At 58.6% G+C, this 21144-nt stretch carries 16 protein-coding genes; 1 reads left to right on the top strand and 15 read right to left on the bottom strand.

Going from position 1 to position 21144, the window contains the following annotated elements; genetic code table 11:
- Positions 1 to 116 precede the first annotated feature (116 nt).
- On the top strand, positions 117 to 1520 hold the full coding sequence (locus HCZ30_RS02515) for a site-specific integrase (RefSeq protein ID WP_246212537.1): 1404 nt from the start codon (positions 117 to 119) through the stop codon (positions 1518 to 1520).
- Between the two features lie 111 nt (positions 1521 to 1631).
- Here HCZ30_RS02515 and HCZ30_RS02510 read toward each other — a convergent pair whose 3' ends face one another.
- The 15 genes from HCZ30_RS02510 to chvE all read right to left on the bottom strand — a co-directional run bounded on the left by HCZ30_RS02510 (position 1632) and on the right by chvE (position 21030).
- The gene (locus tag HCZ30_RS02510) at positions 1632 to 2504 is read right to left on the bottom strand and encodes a hypothetical protein (protein ID WP_167636182.1); all 873 of its coding nucleotides are present in this window, start codon (positions 2502 to 2504) and stop codon (positions 1632 to 1634) included.
- Positions 2505 to 2614: 110 nt separating this feature from the next.
- The gene (locus HCZ30_RS02505; protein WP_167636181.1) at positions 2615 to 5239 is read right to left on the bottom strand and encodes a DEAD/DEAH box helicase family protein; all 2625 of its coding nucleotides are present in this window, start codon (positions 5237 to 5239) and stop codon (positions 2615 to 2617) included.
- Positions 5236 to 7164 (bottom strand): DNA methyltransferase, encoded by a 1929-nt coding sequence (locus tag HCZ30_RS02500; RefSeq protein ID WP_167636180.1) that lies wholly within the window; start codon positions 7162 to 7164, stop codon positions 5236 to 5238. Before HCZ30_RS02500 ends, HCZ30_RS02505 begins: the two co-directional genes overlap by 4 nt.
- Before the next feature lie 112 nt (positions 7165 to 7276).
- Complete coding sequence (locus tag HCZ30_RS02495) at positions 7277 to 8605, bottom strand: hypothetical protein (protein WP_167636179.1); 1329 nt, start codon at positions 8603 to 8605, stop codon at positions 7277 to 7279.
- Positions 8606 to 8987: 382 nt separating this feature from the next.
- Positions 8988 to 9632, bottom strand: a complete 645-nt coding sequence (locus tag HCZ30_RS02490; RefSeq protein WP_167636178.1) for a trimeric intracellular cation channel family protein — start codon at positions 9630 to 9632, stop codon at positions 8988 to 8990.
- Between the two features lie 81 nt (positions 9633 to 9713).
- Positions 9714 to 10562: an SMP-30/gluconolactonase/LRE family protein gene (locus tag HCZ30_RS02485; protein ID WP_167636177.1), complete on the bottom strand. Its 849-nt coding sequence runs from the start codon at positions 10560 to 10562 to the stop codon at positions 9714 to 9716.
- Positions 10562 to 11167, bottom strand: a complete 606-nt coding sequence (locus HCZ30_RS02480) for a 2-dehydro-3-deoxy-6-phosphogalactonate aldolase (RefSeq protein WP_167636176.1) — start codon at positions 11165 to 11167, stop codon at positions 10562 to 10564. The genes HCZ30_RS02485 and HCZ30_RS02480 overlap by 1 nt, the downstream gene beginning before the upstream one ends.
- 1 nt (position 11168) lies before the next feature.
- On the bottom strand, positions 11169 to 12035 hold the full coding sequence (locus HCZ30_RS02475; RefSeq protein ID WP_167636175.1) for a 2-dehydro-3-deoxygalactonokinase: 867 nt from the start codon (positions 12033 to 12035) through the stop codon (positions 11169 to 11171).
- Positions 12032 to 13543: an aldehyde dehydrogenase (NADP(+)) gene (locus tag HCZ30_RS02470; RefSeq protein ID WP_167636174.1), complete on the bottom strand. Its 1512-nt coding sequence runs from the start codon at positions 13541 to 13543 to the stop codon at positions 12032 to 12034. The genes HCZ30_RS02475 and HCZ30_RS02470 overlap by 4 nt, the downstream gene beginning before the upstream one ends.
- Before the next feature lie 9 nt (positions 13544 to 13552).
- Positions 13553 to 14470: a dihydrodipicolinate synthase family protein gene (locus tag HCZ30_RS02465; protein ID WP_167636173.1), complete on the bottom strand. Its 918-nt coding sequence runs from the start codon at positions 14468 to 14470 to the stop codon at positions 13553 to 13555.
- 9 nt (positions 14471 to 14479) lie between these two features.
- The gene (locus HCZ30_RS02460; protein WP_167636172.1) at positions 14480 to 15409 is read right to left on the bottom strand and encodes a Gfo/Idh/MocA family protein; all 930 of its coding nucleotides are present in this window, start codon (positions 15407 to 15409) and stop codon (positions 14480 to 14482) included.
- Positions 15409 to 17151, bottom strand: a complete 1743-nt coding sequence (gene araD / locus HCZ30_RS02455) for an L-arabinonate dehydratase (RefSeq protein ID WP_167636171.1) — start codon at positions 17149 to 17151, stop codon at positions 15409 to 15411. Before araD ends, HCZ30_RS02460 begins: the two co-directional genes overlap by 1 nt.
- Before the next feature lie 9 nt (positions 17152 to 17160).
- Positions 17161 to 18375: a multiple monosaccharide ABC transporter permease gene (gene mmsB, locus HCZ30_RS02450; protein ID WP_167636170.1), complete on the bottom strand. Its 1215-nt coding sequence runs from the start codon at positions 18373 to 18375 to the stop codon at positions 17161 to 17163.
- 14 nt (positions 18376 to 18389) lie between these two features.
- On the bottom strand, positions 18390 to 19910 hold the full coding sequence (gene mmsA, locus HCZ30_RS02445; RefSeq protein WP_167636169.1) for a multiple monosaccharide ABC transporter ATP-binding protein: 1521 nt from the start codon (positions 19908 to 19910) through the stop codon (positions 18390 to 18392).
- Between the two features lie 67 nt (positions 19911 to 19977).
- Positions 19978 to 21030, bottom strand: coding sequence for a multiple monosaccharide ABC transporter substrate-binding protein (gene chvE, locus HCZ30_RS02440; protein ID WP_167636168.1), 1053 nt, complete (start codon positions 21028 to 21030; stop codon positions 19978 to 19980).
- Positions 21031 to 21144 lie beyond the last annotated feature (114 nt).

Genomic DNA, 21144 nt, shown 5'->3' with positions numbered 1-21144 from the left:
GGGAGGGAAAGCGAGCGTCAATACGCATATCCTTGCGTACACGTTGCCCGGATCGGGCTGGTGATTTGGCCCGCCATCTTGCATCCTGCGGAAGAATACTGCGAGAGAACAACGCATTGGCAGGACTGAGACAAAGCGAGATACGCGACAAGGTGCAAGCCTACTTCAAGGCGCAACTGGACCAGTACCTTGATTGGCTGGACCGTCGCGGTTTGTCGAAGAACGCCCTAACGGACATTCGCGAAGAAATACTGGACCATGAAAGTTTCCTAGAGATGGAGACGGATTTTCCACAGTGGTTGCCCGTTGAGCGTTTCAAGCGCGTCATGGATGTGTCAGACGAACAATGGAACGCCAGCCAGCCACGGATCACCCACCAGCTACGCCAAGGCCGCCGGGACATGCTCAGGCGCGTTCTCGAAGCCGCTGAGCGTCTTGAGCATTACTCCTATGACGATGTCCCAGCCAGCGCTCCTGCCGCTCCTGCACCCGCTCTGCCAGCCTCATCGCCTCTGGGCGTGGCGGTAGATGATTTCATTGCTGAGCATTCGCGGCAGTGGGCCGCAAAAACCACTGGCCAGAACCGTGCCTACCTGAACATCCTTGTAGAATACTTCGGCCCTGATCGGTTGCTTGCAATGATCACCAAGCAGGATGCCAGCGAAGTAAAGAAGGTGTTACAGGCGCTACCGGCAAGCCGGAACACGAAGCCCAAGTTGAAGGCCGTACCGTTGATGCAAGTCATCAAGGAACCCGGTCACAAGAAGATCGCAGCCAAGACGATCAACAGCCATATCCAGATGTTCAAGATGTTCTTCGACTGGGCCGAACGGCATGGGCATTCACCGCATACGCTCTTTGAAGGTATGAAGGTGAAGAAGGACAAGGCCAGCGAGAGCGAGCGTAAGCCCTTCACACCAGACCAAGCGCGCCTGATCTACACCGAGTTGACGAGAAACCCGTCCGGGCTGGTCCGCAAGGACAGCCATAAGTGGGGAATGCTCTTAGGCATGTTCACCGGGGCGCGTCTGAACGAGATTTGCCAACTCGACATTGCCGATGTGAAGCAGGACGGCGATACATGGTTCCTAAACATCACCGACGAAGGCGACGACACCAAAAGCGTTAAGTCTAAGGCAGGACGGCGCAAGGTGCCGCTGCATTCGGAGTTGATCCGCCTTGGCTTTCTCGACTTCGTGGACAGTCGCAGGAACGGCACACGCCTGTTCCCAGACTACAGCTACAGCGCCAATGGCGGCTACGGTCGCAACTTGGGCCGCTGGTGCAACGAGAGTTTCTTGCCCAAGCTGGGGATCAAGCAACCGGGCCTTGTCTTCCATAGCCTGCGGCACACCGTGGTGACGCGACTAGGGCAAGCGAACGTGCCAGAGCCGATCATCCAGTGCATTGTTGGCCACGCCCGGTCAGGTGTCACGCAGGAAGTCTATCTGAGGGAAGGCTACACGCTAGCACAATTGAAAGACGCCATCGACCGCTTCGCCATCGAACGAGCCAAATAGTCGATTGGGTGGTTGGGGCTGTCTCGGATGGCCCCTTCCATTGCATTGGTTAAGCAGCAAGTCTCAACCCGCACTTTGGCCATTCGCTCGGTCTTCGCTTGGCGTATCAGCTCAGCCCTCACGCTGATTGCGCGCTTCGTTTATCAAATGCCGGAAAAGGTCTTCATGCTCTTTGAAGTCCTTGTCAATGACGCGGATACGGTAGTTGGCCCACCGCGTGCTATACTCAAGCGTTTCAACGCCTGCGGTGTCTAGCATTGCGTCAACTTCGTCTGAGCGTGGCAACTTCGGCTCAAACACCACGAAAGACTTCTTTGGACGGAAGGCGACGTAGTTGTTCGCCCGCCCATCCTTCAACAAGCCTATGTAAAACTTGTTGTATTTCAGTTCGCAGTTCGGATCGCCTTCACGTACCACTTCAAACATGCGGTCCATAAGGGCTATGGTCTTCTTAGCGGCCTTTTCTTCCCAGTAAGACCGGTCAGTCGGGGCGCTGATTGCGTCTTCGTCTTCGTCTACCAAGCCACGCTGCATTTCATCCAACACTTTGGTGAAGACAAGCGTGATGTGATCCCCGACTTCAAAAGCCTGCATCTGTACTGCAATGATCGGCAGTGATCCATTGAACAATGACACCACGTTCAAAAAGCGACTGGTGATGTCCTCAGCGACCAGAACCGCGCAGTGCTCGTATTGCGGATAGCGTTTCCGCTCGATGTCCCAATATTCAATAGTGCGGATGATATGTGCTTCGTCAGTTGGCCCGAGTTGTAATTCAACCTCATAACGCTTGTAGCTATCCCGGTCTTGCAAAAGCAGGTCCAACCTGCCCGCCCGTGTCTGAATGCGTTCACGATCACGCAGAACCAAGTCACCAAGCCCAAGGATCGCCGGATCGGCTGCAATAATGTCCTGCACCCAGTTCTCGGAATAGACAGGATGGTTCTTGAGCGAAATGCGCTTTGGTGGCGTGAAGGTACTCATATCATTACTTTTTTCTGAATGTGGGATTTCTTCCCACTATTTGCCCCAGTAATGGGGAGATACCATTTATAGGCCCGCCAATCCCGCAGACTTAGACAAGCGGCACCGTGCTATGCGTCCAGCACCTCAGTCTCGAATGCGGCTTTGAAGTCAGTATTGGTCTGCCCAGTCTCATTGAAGAAGGGCAGCCCCAGCACGGTATAGTCCCGCCCTTGGAATACCGTTTCAAGTCGGGCCTTGGCTTTCACTTGAGCAAGGAAGTCTTGCTTCCAGTCGTCTTGCGGGCGCAACTGGTCGCCTTTGGGTTCGATGAATAGCTGAAAGATCGTGCTTGCATCCTCGCCCTTCTTCCTCAGAAATAGAACAAAGTCGGGTTCAAAGGCGCGTCCGGTGTCGAAGTCGTATAGCTTCACCGCCTTCTCGTTCCGCAGCAGGTAGAAGTCGTCATAGATACCGCGCAACCGGGCTTCCTGATCGTGCATGTATTTGATGAAGTGCTTTTCCTGATCCGTGCCATAGCTGTCGTCATAGGCGTGCCAGCCCTTGCCCGACAGGTCGATCTGGTCCAGCCCTGGCACGTTGCTTTCGGTCCAGCTTAGCCCAGTCTCGCCTTCAACCCGCAGTTTCAGCACCTTGTCGGTGAAACGGTCCTTGATGGGATAGGGCTTGAAGTCCTTGGTGCCGACATATTCGACACTTTCGCGTTTCACACCGCTTTCGATCTCGTGCAGGACGTATTGCGCGATGTCCAGCTTTTGCCGTGCGGTCAGGTTGTCCAAGTCATCTAGCAATCCGCGCAGACTCACTGTCACGCCGCCCAGATAGGTGTCAGAGGTGACGAACTGCGATGCACTGGCGAGTTGCGGGAAATAGGTCCGCAGGTTGGCGAAGTGGAAGAAGTCATTGGCGTCCATCGCAAAGCCAAGAATGGCCCTGCCAAAGTCGGCCAGTTTGAAGTCGCGGGACACAGGTTCTTTGCTGGACGGCTTCAAAGTCAACTGCCCGCCGCCAAAGGCAGAGGCTTCTATCACCCGGCCTGTCATCAGGTTAGGATAGGTGACAGTGCTTTCGATCTTGTAGGCGTCAAGGCCAGCAACACCATCGCGGGGATTGCGCACCCGATCATTGACCCAAACAAACTCACGTTCATACAGGTCAGTTTGCTTGAAGCTGTCCTTGAGGCGCAGTCGCACCGTCCGTGCGGTATCATCCAGCATCCCGGTTTCACGCAGGGCGTTGCGGATATCTTGGATGTACTTAGGATTGTGCGAACAGTGGTAGTGCAGTTCCTCCAAGATGCGCAGAGGCGTGTCCACGGCGCTGTCGTACTTGCGTTTTTCCCGAGCCGCGTCAGGCTGGTCCGGGGCCATGAACGGAAAGTACCTCGCCCCGCGTCCAATCAACTGAGCTTCGGCCATAGTGGTTTTGCCGACCTTGTTGGCCTTGCCGTCGCGAGTATCGTAAAGCCGCACAATGTCGAACAGGTTCAGCACGTCCCAGCCTTCGTTCAGCTTATCGACGGCAAAGATCACCCGCATCTCGTTGTCGCGGTCCTCCAAGGCGTTGAGTTCTATCTGTCTGTTTTCCAAATCCTTGGGGTTGTTGACGTTCACCACCTTCTCGGGGGCAAAATCGCCCTGTAGCTCGCGGGCGAAATCCGCGCCGCTCATGGCCCTTTCATCCATGATGAAGGCAAAGGCCCGCGAAAGCGTCTCATCGCCCTCAGAGGCCACCCTGAGCGCGTCCAGCGCCTCGCCCGTCAGCCCGGCAGCCATCGCAGTGAAGGTCGCTTCGTTGTCGGCGCTTTCCTTGATCGTCTTGGACTTCATCAGGATCACCGGCTTGCAATGCAGCCCGTGCGCCTCGGCCACCTTGCGGCGATACTGGCTCAGAACCATCGCCTGCATCATCCGGGCCTCGGGCGGCAAATCGGCCTGCCGCAACTCGATGTCCTTGGAATAGCCGCCCTCCCGAAACTGTCGCAGGGAATAGTCGTACAGTATCTTGTCGGCATACTTCGCGCGGATCGCCTCATGGCTCAGGTCCACAGTCGCGGTAAACTCCAACAACATGTTCTCGGGGTGCTGGCGGAAAATCTCGGATACCGTGCCTTCCCAACTGGCCTTGTCCGCCTTTTCCCCTGCCGTTAGCGTCTTCTTGGTCTCGGCGTTCAAGTGGTGCGCTTCGTCCGAGATCATCACCACCTTGTAGTCGCGGAAGTCTTCGATGGTGACGGCGTTTTCCTTGGGGGCCTGCATCCTTGTGTGCAGTCCCTGAATGGTAGTGAAGTGGATGTTGATCGCATCGCCTGACACCGCGTCGAAGGTGTCCACCGCGCGGATTTCCACGGGCTTGTCGTCAATGCGTACCGTTGGCGCAAACAGGTGCTTGGCCGATGCAGGGTTGAGGAAGTTTTCCTTGGTCTTCTCGATGATCTGGGCGGAGTTCACGAAGAACAGAAAGTTCCGATAGCCGCGCCGGTAAAGATCAAGGATCAGCGCCGCCATCAGCACAGTCTTGCCGCTGCCTGTGGCCATGTGGAACAGCAAGTGCGGGGCCTTGGGCCGCGCCTCGTATTTGTCGATGTAGAACAGCCAGCGTTCTAGTGCCGTGCGCTGATACGGGCGTAACTCGATCTTCGGCGCGAGGTTGCCGGTGATGTCGTCGGGAATGTCGGCCTTAAGCATCCCAAACTTGGCAACCGCATCAATCTGTTCGTTTAGGGTCTGGCTCATGCGTCCAGCCCATAGAAAGAGCGGGTCGCGCGGGCGTCTTCGTCCGAGATGTCGAAATCCGCATCTCCAAGGGAGCCGAGATTGACGTAGAGGTGGTTGGCATCAAGGCAGTCCATCAAGACGCGCTTGGCATCGTCCAGTGGAAGTGCAGCGAAGTCATCAGTGTCAAAGGCGCTCAGGTCCACGTCATAGCGCAGATAGCCCGTGGCTTGGATGTCGGCATGAATGGTTTGCAGCGTGACCATGTCAGGGGCCGCTTCGATCCGGTCCGCAAAGACCGAGTTGGATGCTGCGAGTTCGGCATAGACAAACGATCCACCGCCTTGCCACTCGACGGATTTGGATATGCCACCCTGTTCACCCTCAATGACTTTCTTGAGGCGAGTTTTGGTTAAATCCTCGATATAGTCCATCTGCTCCACTGCCAGCCAACGCCGCCCCATTTTACTTGCGACTGAAGCTGTGGTGCCGGAGCCTGCGAAGAAGTCGAGTACAAGATCGCCTTCGTCGGTTGTCATCTCGATGATGCGGCTGAGCGTTTCTTCTGGTTTTGGATAAGTGAAGGCCTGTTTCCCTACGAGTGACTTCACATGCAATGTACCGCGCTCAGAGTTTACTTCCTTATCCCACCAAACCGAACGCGCCATCTGCTTAGTGTCGCGATACTTTTCAACGATTTGATATCGGCCATCTTTCATTTGCTTGGCCTTGATTTCAGTGTTGAGGTTCTGTTGTGATCGAGGTTTACCCCAGCGCCAAACAGTCTGAATACCTTGCGATTTGGCTGGCATGACCTCCCGCCAACCGTCCTTAGGTTCAAGGCTTATCGTGTGAAGGCCATTTTCATCAGTGTCCTCTGGATCGGCATAGAAAGGATATACAAGATTGGGACGATTGCCCTCGTTGAAGGCAGTATTTCGGTTCCTAAGTTCACGAAGCTCAAAGCCTCCGGTTGTGTCGGAATATGGAAACTGCTTCTGAGGATCGTCAAGGCGATGAAGTTCATAATCAGGTCGCTTGGCGTAGCAAAGGATGTATTCGTGCATATTGGCAATGCCGCCATAATCGCGACCACGGGGATTGTTCACAACGGTAATGCACTCGATAAAAATCCCGTCACTCATCACTTCATCTAAGAGCACCTTAAGGTATGCAAACTCGTTCCCATCGCAATGCACGAACAAAAGCCCGTCTTTTTGTAACAACGCTTTCGCTACCTCCAAACGGTTCCTCATGAAAGTCAGCCACGCGGAATGGTTGAAGCGGTCGTTATACCGAAACCCGTCATTGCCCGTGTTATAGGGCGGGTCAATATAGATCAGCTTCACCTTGTCCGCATAGCGTGCTTTCAGCGAATGCAGTGCCAGCAGGTTGTTGCCCTTGATGAGCAGGTTGTCGTCCTCTGACACCTCCGCCACGGGCTTGGCCTTGCCCTCCGCCACGGCCTCTGCATCCCAGCGTTCCCAGCCGGTCAGCACCTTGGGTTCAAACAGTCGCGTGATGTCGTCCGGGGCCAGCGTCGTGTTCCAGAACACCTCGTTGCGGCCTCGGTCCTCTTTCGTCATGCCGCCTTCCAGCACACAATCCTTGTAGGGCCACGCCAGCACTACGTCGCGCGACTGGCTCAGGTAGTCACCTCGCCCATCGGTCAGGCCGATCCGGTTCTTGAAAGCGGTGTAACTGTCGGGCAGGAAGGCTTTATTGGACACAAAGTCCTGAAACTTTACTTTGTCGAACACCAGCACCCCCGCAACTTCGGTGAAGAAGTGCGCCTTGATCGTGTCTAACTGCATCAGGAGTTCTAAAAGCCGCGCATCCATGTTCAGCGCCGCCTCGATTACCGCATTCTTGAGGATTGCCCCATCCGAGATAAACGCCTGTTCGGCTTGAAGAAGGTCCGTCAGGTCATCGAGAAGGTTTTGCATGGATGGTCGCCCCCGTGTTCGTCTTTTCGCCCTTTGTGCCTGACGGAACAGGGAAAATCCAGCGGTCCCTTATTTGCCCCGGTAAAGGGAACATTGGATTTGTAGGGATAGGTCAGCGTAGGGCGTAGGACCGGGTGACTTTGACAGGAGGAACCTGCCCCAGCCTCGCTTTAAAGGTGTCCTGCATCACTCGTACAAGTTCCCCTTCCAGATGGGCCTGCACGATGAAGGCATCATGGATGGGCAGGATCGTATGGCCCTGCCTGACAAAGTGCAGAATGATCGCCTCGGCAATGTCGCTTTCCAACCGTTGCAGGGTTAGGCCCTTGTCGGTGCCCAGCATGGCGCGAACCATTGGGAAGGCGTCCAGCACCTTCTGCCGGAAGTCCTCTGCCGTTATACCCCAACGGGCGCTGTCGAAGTCGCGAGGTTCTTCGGTGGTGCCTGTTTTGGAGTTGAGCAACGCGGCAAGTGTGGACTTGCCGTGGTCCCGCAACTCCTTGTCCGCATTCGACCCCACTATTGGAGAATAAGGATCATCCGGTATGGGCTGGCCCGCCTCTGCCAACAGCACCGCCGGGTTGAAGCCCCGGAAGTCTGCTTCGATGGTGTGCCGCCCGTCTATGGTGATTTTGGGCCGCGCGTGTTTCTTGATGACCTGCCACCACCCGCCATAGAACCGCCCCCCATGGTCGAAGTTGCCCCGGTTGAATACCCGGTGCAAGCTCGCCTTGCGACCTTCATAGTCCGGCCCTTTGTCATGGATGCTGAGCGGTCGCGCAGTGTCTATGTCGGTTGCTTCCAGCTTTGCGTTGATCTCGTCAATATGCGCCCGGATAGCCATTATCTCAGGCGTGTCATCGTATCCGCAAAGTCGATCATCGGCGTCCTTCAAGCGGATGGTTTCTCTGCCCCGGTGCACTTTGAAGTCGTTGACGTCCCATTCATGTGTTTCGAGTTCCAACGCGCCCTTTTCCGTCAAGGCAAACCGGCTTGTCTGACTGTAGCCGGGAAGATTGAAACCACTTTTCGCCTTTTCGACATAGCCCGCGTTGATAAGCCGGTCTTGCACAGTGATGAATAGCTTGGCTTTCATGTGGTCTGGGCGGTATCGCTTTTCACGATCTAGAGCGCCCTTGCCACGTCGCATTCCGATTGTAGTCGGCCGCTTGTTGCACTTCGCCCGCATCAGGTTTACGAGAATGACACCGCCACAGTCGATAAACGCCTGTTGCCTGTCGATGCTTGGTTTTCGCGCAAATGATGCGGTCCACGCTGCGCACACGTCATCCATAAGCAAGTCGATAAGGTTTTGTGCATCGGGATTTGATAGCGCAAGATATGGTTCAAAGGCCCATGAATGATCTGCGAGTTGGTTGGGCAACTCAGCCGCTAAAGCCGCTGCCTTTAAAGCAAGTACGGACTTGGGTTCATCGGTCATCATAAAATCTCAAAACATTTTTTCGCGGCCCTATCCATATACTGAGCCGCGCGGACTTCCCCCATACCCCACCCGCGATGGTAGGGATACGCCCCGCCTCGTAAGTCGGCCTTCGCATAGGCAAGATAACTGCCGGGTGTCGGCATCCGGGCCACCTATAGGAGAATAGAAGGCCACCTGAGAGAACACTCGGCGGTTGACAGAAACGCAACTCTAGCAGCATAAGTGTGACACGAAGTGCGACACACAACTCAACCTCGCACTCGATTGTTGAAGCCTTCCAGTGGCTTAGAAAAATGGTAGCGGGTCCGGTACTCGCCTCCACCTCTATTTTCCCCAATTTATTGAATGACTTCGCACCTTGGCGGTGTCGGGAATTGCCTCAGCTTTTGCGTCCCCACGGCCTGCCCTTGCGCGGCTTGTAGACCGGAAGCTTCAAATCGAACTGGATTGCTGCCAAGCGGACGGTTAGCGCGACGCAAAAGCCCGCAAGCATCGATAAAGTCATCGGCTGGCCAAACCAATGGCCTCCGACGACTGTTACTGCACCCAAAACCGTGGCTGACATGTAGATTTCGGGGCGCAAGATGATGCTCGGCTCCTGACCAAGCGTATCGCGGATGATCCCGCCCGCGGTGGCGCTGAACAGTCCCATCGCGACCGCAACGAGGGCTGACGCACCCAATTCAAGCGCTTTAGCCGTGCCGACGACCGCCGCGAAGGCCATGCCGAAGGCGTCCGCCCACAAGATCCAGGTTTGCCGCGAGGCCACAAGCGAGGCGGCGAAATGCATTACCACCGCTACGACGATACAGATCGATAGGTAGACCGGATTGATGATCCAGAACACGGGCACATCGAGCAGCAGGTCACGCAGGGTTCCTCCGCCGATGCCGGTCGCTGCTGCGAACCAGACAAAAGCGAGCATATCCAGCTGCTTACGAGACGCTACAAGCGCACCGGTCATGGCAAAGATCGCCGTTGCCAAAAAGTCGACGAAGGCGAGCGTGGCGGTAGCGTCTGTCATCGGGTCAGCACCAGCTAGGGAATGGGTCCCGACGTCCTATCCGATTTTCAACGCACTGGACATCCAAGCCTGCGAATAGCGCTAGAGGATGACGCGCGGCTCCGGTAGACCGGCGACGTCGACTGGCGCGCTATAGACCTTGCCTTCGGCTTCGGATGGGGTGTCGATCCCTTCGCAGGCGGTCGTGACGAACAGCGTTTTGTAGCCGTCGCCGCCGAATGCGGGGCACGATGCGTGGGCGCCTCCGACTTCGACGCTGATATCCTTGGTGCCGTCGGGCAGATAGCGTGTGACGCGGTGGGCGCCCCAATGCGCGCACCAGACCGCACCTTCGGAGTCCGTGACCGCGCCGTCGGGGTTCATTTCGCTGTCGTTCAAGTCGACGAACACCTCGGGCTCGGCATCGGGCCAACCGTCGGACGCGAGAGAGACCTTTTTAACGATGCGTGTCGGCGTGTCGGTGAAATACCCCGTGCGGCCATCAGGGGCAAAGCAGATGGAGTTCGGAATGGTGATACCGCCGAACAGTTTCCGCAGTTCGCCGCGGTAGTAGCGATAGATCGATCCGGCCACTTTCTCGGCGTTCTTGCCCATCGTGCCGATCCAGAAACCACCGAACGGATCAGCGCGGCCGTCGTTCGAACGGGTGACAGAGTTGTCGGCCTCAAGGTCGATGACGTGGCCAGTGGTGCCCGTCTCGATATCGAACTTCTGGAGCTTGGTTTCCGACGCGACCAGCAGCGTGGTCTGATCCACCCAGCCGGCGGCAGATACGCGCTCTCCAAAATCCCAGCTTTGCGGGCCAGCGTCGGAGCGCGTGTGCAGCGTGTTCGCCATAATGTCGAACCAGAACAGTTGCTTGCGCTCGGGGTGCCAAAGGGGGCCTTCGCCCAGTTCGCAAGCGCGGTCGTCGAAAACAGAAGCAGTCATCAAGAAAATACCTGGTCGTAAGCAGTCACAATATGGGTTGCCTTTTCGGCCACCACGGCGGCGTTGTCACCCGGTTTGTAGAGTGCCGTGCCAATGCCGAAGCCCGTCGCACCGGCGGCGGCCCACTCACCGAAGTTGTCGGCGCTCGCGCCGCCGACCGCCAGCAGATCAGTGCCTTTGGGCAGAACCGCGTTCATCGCTTTGAGGCCAGCGGGACCGATGAGCGATCCGGGGAAGAACTTGAGCCCGTCCGCCCCTGCGCGAAGGGCCGCGAAGCATTCGGTCGGGGTCATGACGCCCGGATAGGACAGCAGGCCCTTGTATTTGGCCGCGCCGATGACTTCGGGGTTGCAGTCGGGCGAGACGATCAGCTTACCGCCCGCGTTGGCTACATCCTCCACATCGCCCTTCGACAGGACTGTACCTGCGCCGATGAGGGCCGTTTCGCCGAACGCCTTGGCCATTGCTTCAATGGAATTCAGAGGGTCGGGGGAATTCAGCGGCACCTCGATTTTCGTGATGCCTGCGTCGATCAAAGCCCCCGTGACCGAAAGGGCTTCGTCCGGCGTGACGCCGCGAATGATGGCTACGATATTGCGTGTCATGTTAACCCTTCAACTCTGCATAAGCGGCTTTGAGACCTTCGAGAACCAGCCCCTCGCCGTCAACGATTTCCGAGGTTGCGCCGAACTGTTCGAGCACGGTGGCATAGAGCGCGGAAAGCTTTCCGTCGCCGATCAGGACAACGGGAACGGCAGTGTCGACGCCCTGAAGCTCCGCGCCGATGAGGAGGCCGGAGAGGTAGGACCGCGCGCCCGCTGCTTTGCTCGGGTCCAGCAGACCGGTGGAGCGGACGGTGAAGAGGGCGTTTAGCGCGTCGTGCGATTGCTTCAGCCCGTCGGTAAAAGCGCCATCATCCCAGTCGTCCGACATCCCGTGGCGCAAGACGGACTGTTCTGAGAGCAGATTAAACAGCTCACCGGTCATCTTTGTGCGGAAAGACCTTACCTGCCCGTCCGCGATCTGCACCCATTTGGAGTGAGTTCCCGGCAAGCAGATCGTGCCCGCGAAGTCAGGACGCGAAGCGAGGAACCCCGCAATCTGCGTTTCCTCCCCGCGCATGACGTCCGGCGGGTCGATCTGGCAAAGGCCGGGCAGAATGCGCACGTTGAGCGCACCACTTGTCTGCACCGAAACCGCGTCAGCCCCAGCCGGGGCACAGGGTACCGAGAGGTACGGCGCTTCTTTCCAGCCCTGCTTCGCGCCGGCCATTCCGCAAATCAGGACGTCGGTCGGGCCGTCGGTCCAACCGGCAACCAGACCGTTCAGAACACCTTCGTACTGATCAGGAGTGAGCTTCCCCATCCCCTGATCTGAACGCGCTGTTTCGATGACTTTGCCGTTGGCGCCCAAACCCCAAACACGCAGGTTGGACGTGCCCCAGTCGGCTGCAATCCACGCGACTTGGCTCATGCAAGATCCTCGGGCAGAACTCCTACGGGGATGTTCTGATAGCATACGGGGCGCAGGAAGCGGCGGATCGCGAGGGTGCCGACCGAAGTCGCGCCGAAGTTGGTCGAGGCAGGGTACGGACCACCGTGAACCATGGCGTCAGCCACTTCAACGCCGGTCGGGAACCCGTTGGCAAGCACACGTCCCGCTTTGCGTTCGAGGATCGGCAGCAGGCGGCGGGCAGTTGCCGCGTCGCCGTCGTCCATGTGGAGCGTGCAGGTCAGCTGGCCCTGCAGACTACGAGCCAGCTTGTCCATCTCGTCGACCGACTGCGCTGTCACGATGATGCCGAGCGGGCCAAAGACCTCCTCTGCCAGCACTTCGTTCGCCAGCCAGTCCTCGGCGCTCACCTCATAGACGTAGGGCGTTGCGTTGCGCATATCGCAGACCGAGGTCAGCACTTCTTTAACGTTGGTTCCAGCGGCAACGCGGTCGCGGCCCTTACGGTAGGCGTTCGCAATGCCGTCGGTCAGCATGATCTGCGGGGCCGCATCTTTCAGTGCCTCGGCAGCGGCTTTGGCGAAGGCTTCGGCCTGATCTGCTAGGACTACGACGATCCCCGGATTGGTGCAGAACTGCCCTGCCCCCATGGTGAGCGATCCGGCCCAACCGGCGGCAATTGCAGCGCCGCGAGTGTCGCCCGCTTCGGGGAGAACAAACATCGGGTTCACGCTACCGAGCTCGCCGTAGAACGGGATCGGAACCTCACGCTGGGCGCAGAGGTCGAACAGCGCACGGCCACCACCGAGCGAGCCGGTGAAACCAACCGCGTTGATGAGCGGGTGCTGAACCAGCGCCGCGCCAACCTCGCGTGTGCTGCCTTGGACGAGGCTGAACACACCGGGATGGATGCCACATTTCTTGGCGGCGGCGGCGATGGCCTCAGCCATGATCTCGCCAGTGCCGGGGTGCGCATCGTGGCCTTTAACGACAACAGGGCAACCCGCTGCAAGCGCCGCAGCGGTGTCACCACCAGCGGTCGAGAATGCGAGGGGGAAGTTCGACGCACCGAACACAGCTACAGGGCCGATGGGACGCTGCATCATGCGCAGATCGGGACGCGGCAGCGGCTGGCGATCCGGCAGCGCCTCGTCATGGCGGCGGTCGAGATACGCACCATCAAGGATGTGCTGCGCAAAAAGACGGATCTGACCAACAGTACGACCACGCTCGCCCATCAGGCGCGCTTCGGGCAGACCGCTTTCCTGCGTGCCGATCTCGGTGATTGCATCCGCGCGGGCTTCGATTTCGTCGGCGATGGCGTTCAGGAACGCGGCACGTTCCTCGCGGGGCGAATAGCCGAAGGTCCAGAACGCTTCTTCCGCCGCCTGACAGGCGCGGTCCACATGGGCAGGCGAGCCCTCGCTATATTCACGCGCTTCGCCGTGGGCGGGGCTGGAGGTGAAGGTCGCGTCGCCCGCGACCCATTCGCCTGCAATCAGGTGCTTACCGCTTGGTACATAGGTCATAAGTCGTCCTTACTTGCCCCACTTCAGGGCAATCACATCGAGTTCCTTGGAGAGTTGCAACAGACGGTCCTTGGTCCGCTGGCTCATCGGCTTGAGAGGGTGGCGCACGTAGTCCGAACGGATCACGCCGCCCGCCTGCATCACGGTTTTGGCTGCCCGCAGACCGCATTGGCGGTTCTCATGGTTAATCAGCGGCAGGCAAAGGCGCCACTGGTCGAGCGCGGCGTCGATATTGCCAGCGCGGTAGTCGACCACGATCGGGCGGATTTTCTCGGGCTGGAGCGCCGAGGTCATCGTACCCGTGCAGCCCGCGTCAAGGTCGGCCAGCAGCGTCACGGCTTCCTCGCCGTCGAACGGGCCGACGATGTGCTCGCCACCCTGCTCGATCAGTGCAGCCAGTTTGTCGGCTGCAAACGGTGTTTCCATTTTAAAGTAGCTGACATTCTCCAGCTCTTTCGCCATGCGCACCAGCAGCGGTACCGTCAGCGTGCAGCCCGACAGCGGCGCGTCCTGCACCATGATCGGGATAGAGATCGCGTCGGACACGGCAGCGAAATGCTCGTAGATACCGGCTTCGGCGGGCACGAGGCCGACACCGTGATACGGCGGCATCATCATGACCATCGATGCGCCGAGCGCTTGGGCTTCCTTCGCGCGCTTCACCACGATCTCGGTCGCGAAGTGGCTAATCGTAACGATCACCGGCACGCGTCCGTTGACATGTTCGAGCGACACGCGGGTCAGGGTCGCCCGCTCTTCGTCGGACAGAAGGAACTGCTCCGAGTAGTTGGCGAGGATGCAGATCGCGTCGACACCCTGATCGATCATGCAGTCCAGAACGCGGCGCATGCCCTCTTCGTCGACGCGGCCATCATCGAAGAACGGCGTCGGAGCAACGGGCAGAATGCCGGTGAGTACGTCTTTCATAGTTGTTTCCTATTCGTGGAAAGGCTCGACGGCATTCCGCCTGCCCAGAGCCAGAGCGTCGGACACATGCACCATCGGGCGCAGGTCCATATCGATGCCGCCGGTCGACAGCAGCTTGGCCATATTTGCATAGAGGCGCGGATATTCACCCGCGAGAGGATTGTCCGAAACTAGCGCATCCTCGACACCGTCGATCTGGATGCGCGCACCGCCCTCGAGCAGCGTCAGCGTGCCTTCGTCCGTGACGGCTTCGATCTGCCAGATCTGGTCGCCTGTCTGACGCCAGTCGAAATCGGCAATGACTTCCGCGCCGTTCGGGTGGAAGAAATCGAGCCGCGCCCCGATAGGCGTCTGGCGATTTTCAGGCACGTCGAGGTCCGCCGACTTCAGGTGGACATTCACAGGCAGGATCTCGGTCAAGATAGACAACGCGTTGATGCCCGGATCGAAGACACCCATCCCGCCCGGCTCCCAGATCCATTCCTGACCGGGATGCCAACGGCGCACGTCTTCCTTCCAAGTGACATGCAGCTTGCGAAGCGTCTTGTCCGCAAGCCAAGCCTTTGCCGCAGCAACTTTGTCCGCCTCGCGGCTGTGCCACGTCGCATAGATCGACACGCGGTGTTCGCGGGCCAGCGCTTCGAGTGCGTGGCATTCGGCCAGCGTAGCGCCCGGCGGCTTTTCCAACATCACATGACGCCCTGCGCGGATGGCTTTCGCGGCATAGTCGAAGCGCGGCACAGGCGGCAGGCAGAGCGAAATCACACGGATATCGCGGCGCTTCTCCAGCATCTCGTCGAAGTCGGTGAAGGCTTCCACACCGTCGACCGAACCATGACGCGATACCGTCGCGGACAGTTCCCAATCGGGCGAGGCGGAGATAGACGGGATGTGCTGGTCGATTGCAATTTTACCAACGCCAACAAGTGCGATTTCCATCAATGGGCTTCCTTTCCAACTTCGTTGCCTCGGCAGCCTTTCAAGAAATCGAAGTCGGCACCAGTGTCGGCGCCAAGTACATGCTGCTGATGCAACCAAGCATATCCACTCTCCGGATGATTGTGGATAGGTTGCCACTCCGCCAGACGCACTGCCATCTCTTCGTCCGAAATTTCGAGGTGCATTTTCCGCGCCTCGACATCCACTTCGATGAAGTCGCCATTGCGTACAATCGCGAGCGGACCTTTGGCTGCGGCTTCGGGGGATGTGTGCAGGATCACCGTGCCGTAGGCGGTACCCGACATGCGCGCGTCCGAGATACGGACCATATCGGTGATACCCTTCTTCAGCACCTTGGGCGGCAAGCCCATGTTGCCGACCTCGGCCATGCCCGGATAGCCCTTGGGACCGCAGTTCTTCAGGACCATGATGCAAGTCTCGTCGATATCGAGGGCGTCATCATTGATCTTGGCTTTGTAGTCGTCGATGTCTTCGAACACGACGGCGCGGCCACGGTGTTTGAGCAGATGGGGCGAAGCGGCCGACGGTTTCAGCACCGCGCCATTCGGGGCAAGGTTGCCCTTGAGCACAACGATGCCGCCCGATTGAGTCAGCGCCTTGTCGGCGGGGAGAATGACGTCCTCGTTGTAATTGACGACGTCCTTGACCTCTTCCCAGATGCCCTCGCCCGAAACGGTCAGCGCGTCCTTGTGCAGGTGACCGCTTTCGGCGAGGCGCTTGAGCACCACGGGCAGACCGCCGGCGTAGAAGAATTCTTCCATCAGGTATTTGCCCGAAGGCATGAGGTTCACGATGGTCGGGATATCGCGCCCGCAACGGTCCCAGTCGTCCAGCGTCAGATCGACCCCGACGCGGCCTGCGATGGCCAGCAGGTGAATGACCGCGTTGGTCGAGCCGCCGATGGCCGCATTCGTGCGGATCGCGTTCTCGAACGCTTGCTTGGTCATGATGTCGGACGGCTTGAGGTCGTCCTTCACCATCTGCACGATGCGGCGGCCCGAAAGCTGCGCCATCACGCGGCGGCGGCTGTCGACGGCGGGAATTGCCGCGTTACCCGACAACGCCATGCCGAGCGCCTCGGCCATCGAAGCCATTGAGGACGCAGTGCCCATCGTGTTGCAGGTGCCCGACGAGCGGGACATGGCCTGCTCTGCTTCGAGGAAATCTTCCTGCGTCATCTCCCCTGCCTTAACGGCTTCAGAGAAACGCCATAGCGCGGTACCGGACCCGATCTGCTCGCCGCGGAAATGGCCGTTCAGCATTGGGCCGCCGGTTACGACAATGGACGGAATGTCGGTCGATGCCGCAGCCATCATGAGAGACGGTGTGGTTTTGTCACAGCCGACCAAGAGCACAGCGCCGTCAATCGGCTGACCCCGCATCTGCTCTTCGATCGACATGGCCGCGAGGTTGCGGAACATCATCGCCGTGGGGCGGAAGGTGTTCTCCGACGCCGAAAACACCGGCACTTCGACAGGGAAACCACCAGCTTCCCAGATGCCCGCTTTGACCTTCTCCGCCAGCTCGCGAAGGTGGCCGTTGCACGGCGTCAGTTCGGACCAAGTGTTGAGGATGCCAATGATCGGGCGCCCGTCGAACAGGTCGGAAGGGTAGCCTTGGTTCTTGAGCCAACCACGATGGTAAATCGTGTCGCGGGAGTTGCCGCTGTACCAGTGGGTTGATCTCAGTTTGCGCGGCCAGGGCGCAGGTTTGAACGACATGATTAACCCTTACTTGCTTTTATTGTAGACGTCGAAGAACACAGCGGCGAGCAGCACGAGGCCCTTGATGACCTGCTGGAAGTCGATGCCGATACCGACGATCGACATGCCGTTGTTCATGACGCCCATGATGAACGCGCCGACAACCGCGCCGACGATCTTGCCCGAACCGCCCGACATGGACGCGCCGCCGATGAAGACCGCCGCAATGACGTCAAGCTCGACCGCGAAGCCTGCTTTGGGCGTTGCGGTGTTGAGGCGGGCCGCGAAGATCAGGCCACCAAGCGCCGCGAGCATCCCCATGTTGACGAAGGCGAGGAAGGTCAGACGCTCGGTCTTGATGCCCGATAGCTTTGCCGCTTTTTCGTTGCCGCCCAGCGCATAGACGCGGCGACCGATGGTCGTGTTGGCGGTGAGGAAGGCGTAGATCACGGTCAGCACGACCATCGAGATCAGCACGTTCGGCAGACCGCGGAAGGTAGCGAGCTTGAAGCTGACGAACAGCAGCGCACCGGCGACGATGGCGTTGCGGACAACGAAGAACGCAAAGGGCTCACCGACCACACCGTAGCGCGCATTGCGGGCACGTTCGCGCATACCGACGTAGATAATCGCGAGCACGGCCACGAGACCAAGCAGCACGGCGAGGACGTTGAAGTTGCGCGAACCTGCGATTTCAGCGAGCGACTTCGAGAAACCTGTCGGAACGATATCCGGAATAAAACCGGTTGAAATCTGCTGGAACGACTGCGGGAACGGACCGATCGACTGGCCTTCGAGCAGCCAGAGCGACAGACCGCGGAATACGAGCATCCCTGCCAGCGTCACGATGAACGACGGAATTTTCCAGTACGCGACAAAGTAGCCCTGTGCCGCGCCGATCAGAATACCCACGCCGAGCGAGGCCAGCATGGTGACTGCCACCGGCATGTCCCATTCGACCACCATCACCGCAGCGAAAGCGCCGATAAAGCCCATGACCGAGCCGACCGAGAGGTCGATATTGCCCGACACGATGACCACCAACATGCCCAGCGCCATGATGATGATGTAGCTGTTCTGCAAGAAAAGGTTGGTGATGTTCACCGGCTTCAGAAGCGTGCCGTTCGTCCAGATCTGGAAGATCAGCATGATAGCGATCAGCGCGAAAAGTAGACCGTATTCGCGAATGTGGTGCTTGAGATAAGCGCCCAGACCGCCCGAATTGTTGGTTGCCTGTTCCATCTTCGATGGTCTCCCTATTCCGTTACGATGAGCGACATGATGCGCTCTTGGCTGGCCTCGGCGGCGGTCAGTTCGCCCACGAAAGCGCCTTCGTTCATGACGTAGATCCGGTCACACATCCCCAGCAGTTCCGGCATCTCAGACGAGATCATCAGAACGCCTTTCCCTTGTGCGGACAGATCGTTGATAATGTTGTAGATTTCGTATTTCGCACCGACGTCGATACCGCGTGTCGGCTCGTCGAGGATCAGCACCTCGGGCTCGGCAAAGAGCCACTTGGACAGAACAACCTTCTGCTGGTTGCCGCCCGACAGGTTGCCGACTTTCTGGAACACCGACGGTGTGCGGATGTTCATCGCGGCGCGGTATTTTTCGGCCACGGTGGTTTCCGCGTTCTCGTTGATCACGCCGCTGCGCGACACGCCTTCGAGGTTCGCCAGCGTCACGTTGGTGCGGATGTTCTCGTCCAGCACGAGACCGAGCGATTTGCGGTCTTCGGTGACGTAAGCAAGGCCCGCGTCGATAGCCTTGTCGATTTCCTTGACGTTGGCGACCTGCCCCTTGAGTTTCACCTCGCCAGAGATGTTCTGGCCGTAGCTGCGCCCGAAAATGGACATAGCTAGCTCGGTCCGGCCAGAGCCCATAAGACCTGCAATACCGACAACCTCGCCCGCACGGACGTTGAGATTGATGTTCTTGATGATCTGGCGGTCGTTATGTTCGGGATGCCAGACGTTCCAGTCACTGACCTCCATGAGCATCTCGCCCGCGCGGCGGTCACGTTCCGGATAGCGGTTCGCCATGTCGCGGCCGACCATGTCGCGGACGATGCGGTCTTCGGTGACGGCTTCGGTACGCGCGTCGATGGTCGAGACGGTGGTGCCGTCGCGGATGACGGTGACGGTGTCGGCGACGCGGCGGACCTCGTTCAGCTTGTGGCTGATGATGATCTGCGTGACGCCCTGCGCCTTCAGTTCCAGCATCAGGTCGAGCAGTGCTTGGCTGTCGGCTTCGGACAACGCCGCGGTCGGCTCGTCGAGGATCAGTAGGCGCACTTCTTTCGACAGTGCCTTAGCGATCTCGACCAGCTGCTGTTTACCGACGCCGAGCTTTTCAATCAGCGTACCGGGGCTTTCGCGCAGACCGACTTTTTTCAGCAGGTCCTCGGTCTTGGCAAAGGTGCTGCGCCAGTCGATGACGCCCTTGGAGGCACGCTCGTTACCGAGGAAGATATTCTCGGCAATCGACAGGAGCGGAACCAGAGCCAGCTCTTGGTGAATGATGATGATGCCGCGCTTTTCGCTGTCGGAGATATCGCGGAATTCTGCAAGTTGACCGTCGTAGTGGATTTCGCCGTCGTAGCTACCGGCGGGATAAACCCCTGACAGAACTTTCATGAGAGTGGATTTGCCGGCGCCGTTCTCACCACAAATCGCGTGTATTTCGCCCTCCATCACCTTCAAGTTCACCTGATCGAGCGCCTTAACGCCGGGGAATTCCTTGGTGATGGACTGCATTTGCAGCAGCGGAGTCATATTCGCCCCTTAGTCTTTTGGGGACCCGCCCGCGTTTGCGCGCGGACGGGTCGGGAAGGATGGACGATTATTCGACTTGGTCGGCGGTGTAGTAGCCCGAACCAACGAGGATCTCTTCCCAGTTGGATGCGTCGACCGAAACCGGCTCCAGCAGGTAGGACGGAACGACCTTCTTGCCGTTGTCGTAGGTCTCGGTGTCGTTGATCTCCGGCTCGCCGCCTTCGAGAACGGCTTCAACCATGCCAACGGTGACGCGAGCGAGTTCGCGGGTGTCCTTGAACACGGTCGAGTACTGCTCGCCTGCAAGGATCGACTTCACCGACGGAAGTTCGGCGTCCTGACCGGTGACGATCGGCATTTCCATATCGCCCGAACCGTAGCCAACGCCTTTGAGCGACGACAGAATACCGATGGAGAGACCATCGTAGGGCGACAGAACGCCGTGGACGTCCTGATCGGTGTAGTAAGCCGACAGCAGGTTATCCATGCGCGACTGGGCGACTGCACCGTCCCAACGCAGGGTACCGACAGTGTCCATGCCCATCTGGCCGGACCCGATGTTCACGGTGCCGTCGTCGATGAGCGGCTGGAGAACCGACATCGCGCCGTTGTAGAAGAAATACGCATTGTTATCATCCGGCGAGCCGCCGAAGAGTTCAACATTATACGGGCCTTCGCCGAAACGCTCTTCGAGGCCGCTGACCAGCGACGAAGCCTGCTGCACCCCGACTTTGAAGTTGTCGAAGGTCGCGTAGTAGTCGACGTTTTCGCTGTCACGGATCAGACGGTCATACGCGATGACGTGGATGCCCGAAGCAGCAGCGTTTTCCAGAGCGTTCGACAGCGTGGTGCCGTCAATCGCCGCGATGACCAGAACGTCCACGCCCTTGGTGATCATGTTCTCGATCTGGGCGAGCTGGTTCGGGATATCGTCTTCCGCGTACTGCAGGTCGGTCTCGTAGCCGGCAGCCTGGAACTGCTCTACCATCGAGTTGCCGTCCGAGATCCAGCGGGACGAAGATTTGGTCGGCATAGCGATGCCAACAAGACCGTCAGCGAATGCGCCGCCCGCAAGGGTAATGGCCGCGGCAGCAGTGGCCACGAGATACTTGAATTTCATAATGTCCTCCCAGAAGTGCCGCCGCTCCTCTGCGGCTTCACATCAATGTTGCGGGGTCGATCCCCGCTATCGTCATAGGCAGACGTTTACATAACTGTAAAATTCCAATATCGA

Origin of the sequence: Marivivens donghaensis (assembly GCF_011806565.1) — a bacterium.
Classification (GTDB): domain Bacteria; phylum Pseudomonadota; class Alphaproteobacteria; order Rhodobacterales; family Rhodobacteraceae; genus Marivivens; species Marivivens donghaensis_A.
Note: the sequence above shows the minus strand (reverse complement) of the source record. Positions and strands in the feature narration are given on the sequence as shown.

Bases quoted from the DNA above. Each gene is read 5' to 3' on its own strand.
- HCZ30_RS02510 (WP_167636182.1), bottom strand. From the start codon at position 2,504: ATGAGTACCTTCACGCCACCAAAGCGCATTTCGCTCAAGAACCATCCT.
- HCZ30_RS02505 (WP_167636181.1), bottom strand. From the start codon at position 5,239: ATGAGCCAGACCCTAAACGAACAGATTGATGCGGTTGCCAAGTTTGGG.
- HCZ30_RS02500 (WP_167636180.1), bottom strand. From the start codon at position 7,164: ATGCAAAACCTTCTCGATGACCTGACGGACCTTCTTCAAGCCGAACAG.
- HCZ30_RS02495 (WP_167636179.1), bottom strand. From the start codon at position 8,605: ATGACCGATGAACCCAAGTCCGTACTTGCTTTAAAGGCAGCGGCTTTA.
- HCZ30_RS02490 (WP_167636178.1), bottom strand. From the start codon at position 9,632: ATGACAGACGCTACCGCCACGCTCGCCTTCGTCGACTTTTTGGCAACG.
- HCZ30_RS02485 (WP_167636177.1), bottom strand. From the start codon at position 10,562: ATGACTGCTTCTGTTTTCGACGACCGCGCTTGCGAACTGGGCGAAGGC.
- HCZ30_RS02480 (WP_167636176.1), bottom strand. From the start codon at position 11,167: ATGACACGCAATATCGTAGCCATCATTCGCGGCGTCACGCCGGACGAA.
- HCZ30_RS02475 (WP_167636175.1), bottom strand. From the start codon at position 12,035: ATGAGCCAAGTCGCGTGGATTGCAGCCGACTGGGGCACGTCCAACCTG.
- HCZ30_RS02470 (WP_167636174.1), bottom strand. From the start codon at position 13,543: ATGACCTATGTACCAAGCGGTAAGCACCTGATTGCAGGCGAATGGGTC.
- HCZ30_RS02465 (WP_167636173.1), bottom strand. From the start codon at position 14,470: ATGAAAGACGTACTCACCGGCATTCTGCCCGTTGCTCCGACGCCGTTC.
- HCZ30_RS02460 (WP_167636172.1), bottom strand. From the start codon at position 15,409: ATGGAAATCGCACTTGTTGGCGTTGGTAAAATTGCAATCGACCAGCAC.
- araD (WP_167636171.1), bottom strand. From the start codon at position 17,151: ATGTCGTTCAAACCTGCGCCCTGGCCGCGCAAACTGAGATCAACCCAC.
- mmsB (WP_167636170.1), bottom strand. From the start codon at position 18,375: ATGGAACAGGCAACCAACAATTCGGGCGGTCTGGGCGCTTATCTCAAG.
- mmsA (WP_167636169.1), bottom strand. From the start codon at position 19,910: ATGACTCCGCTGCTGCAAATGCAGTCCATCACCAAGGAATTCCCCGGC.
- chvE (WP_167636168.1), bottom strand. From the start codon at position 21,030: ATGAAATTCAAGTATCTCGTGGCCACTGCTGCCGCGGCCATTACCCTT.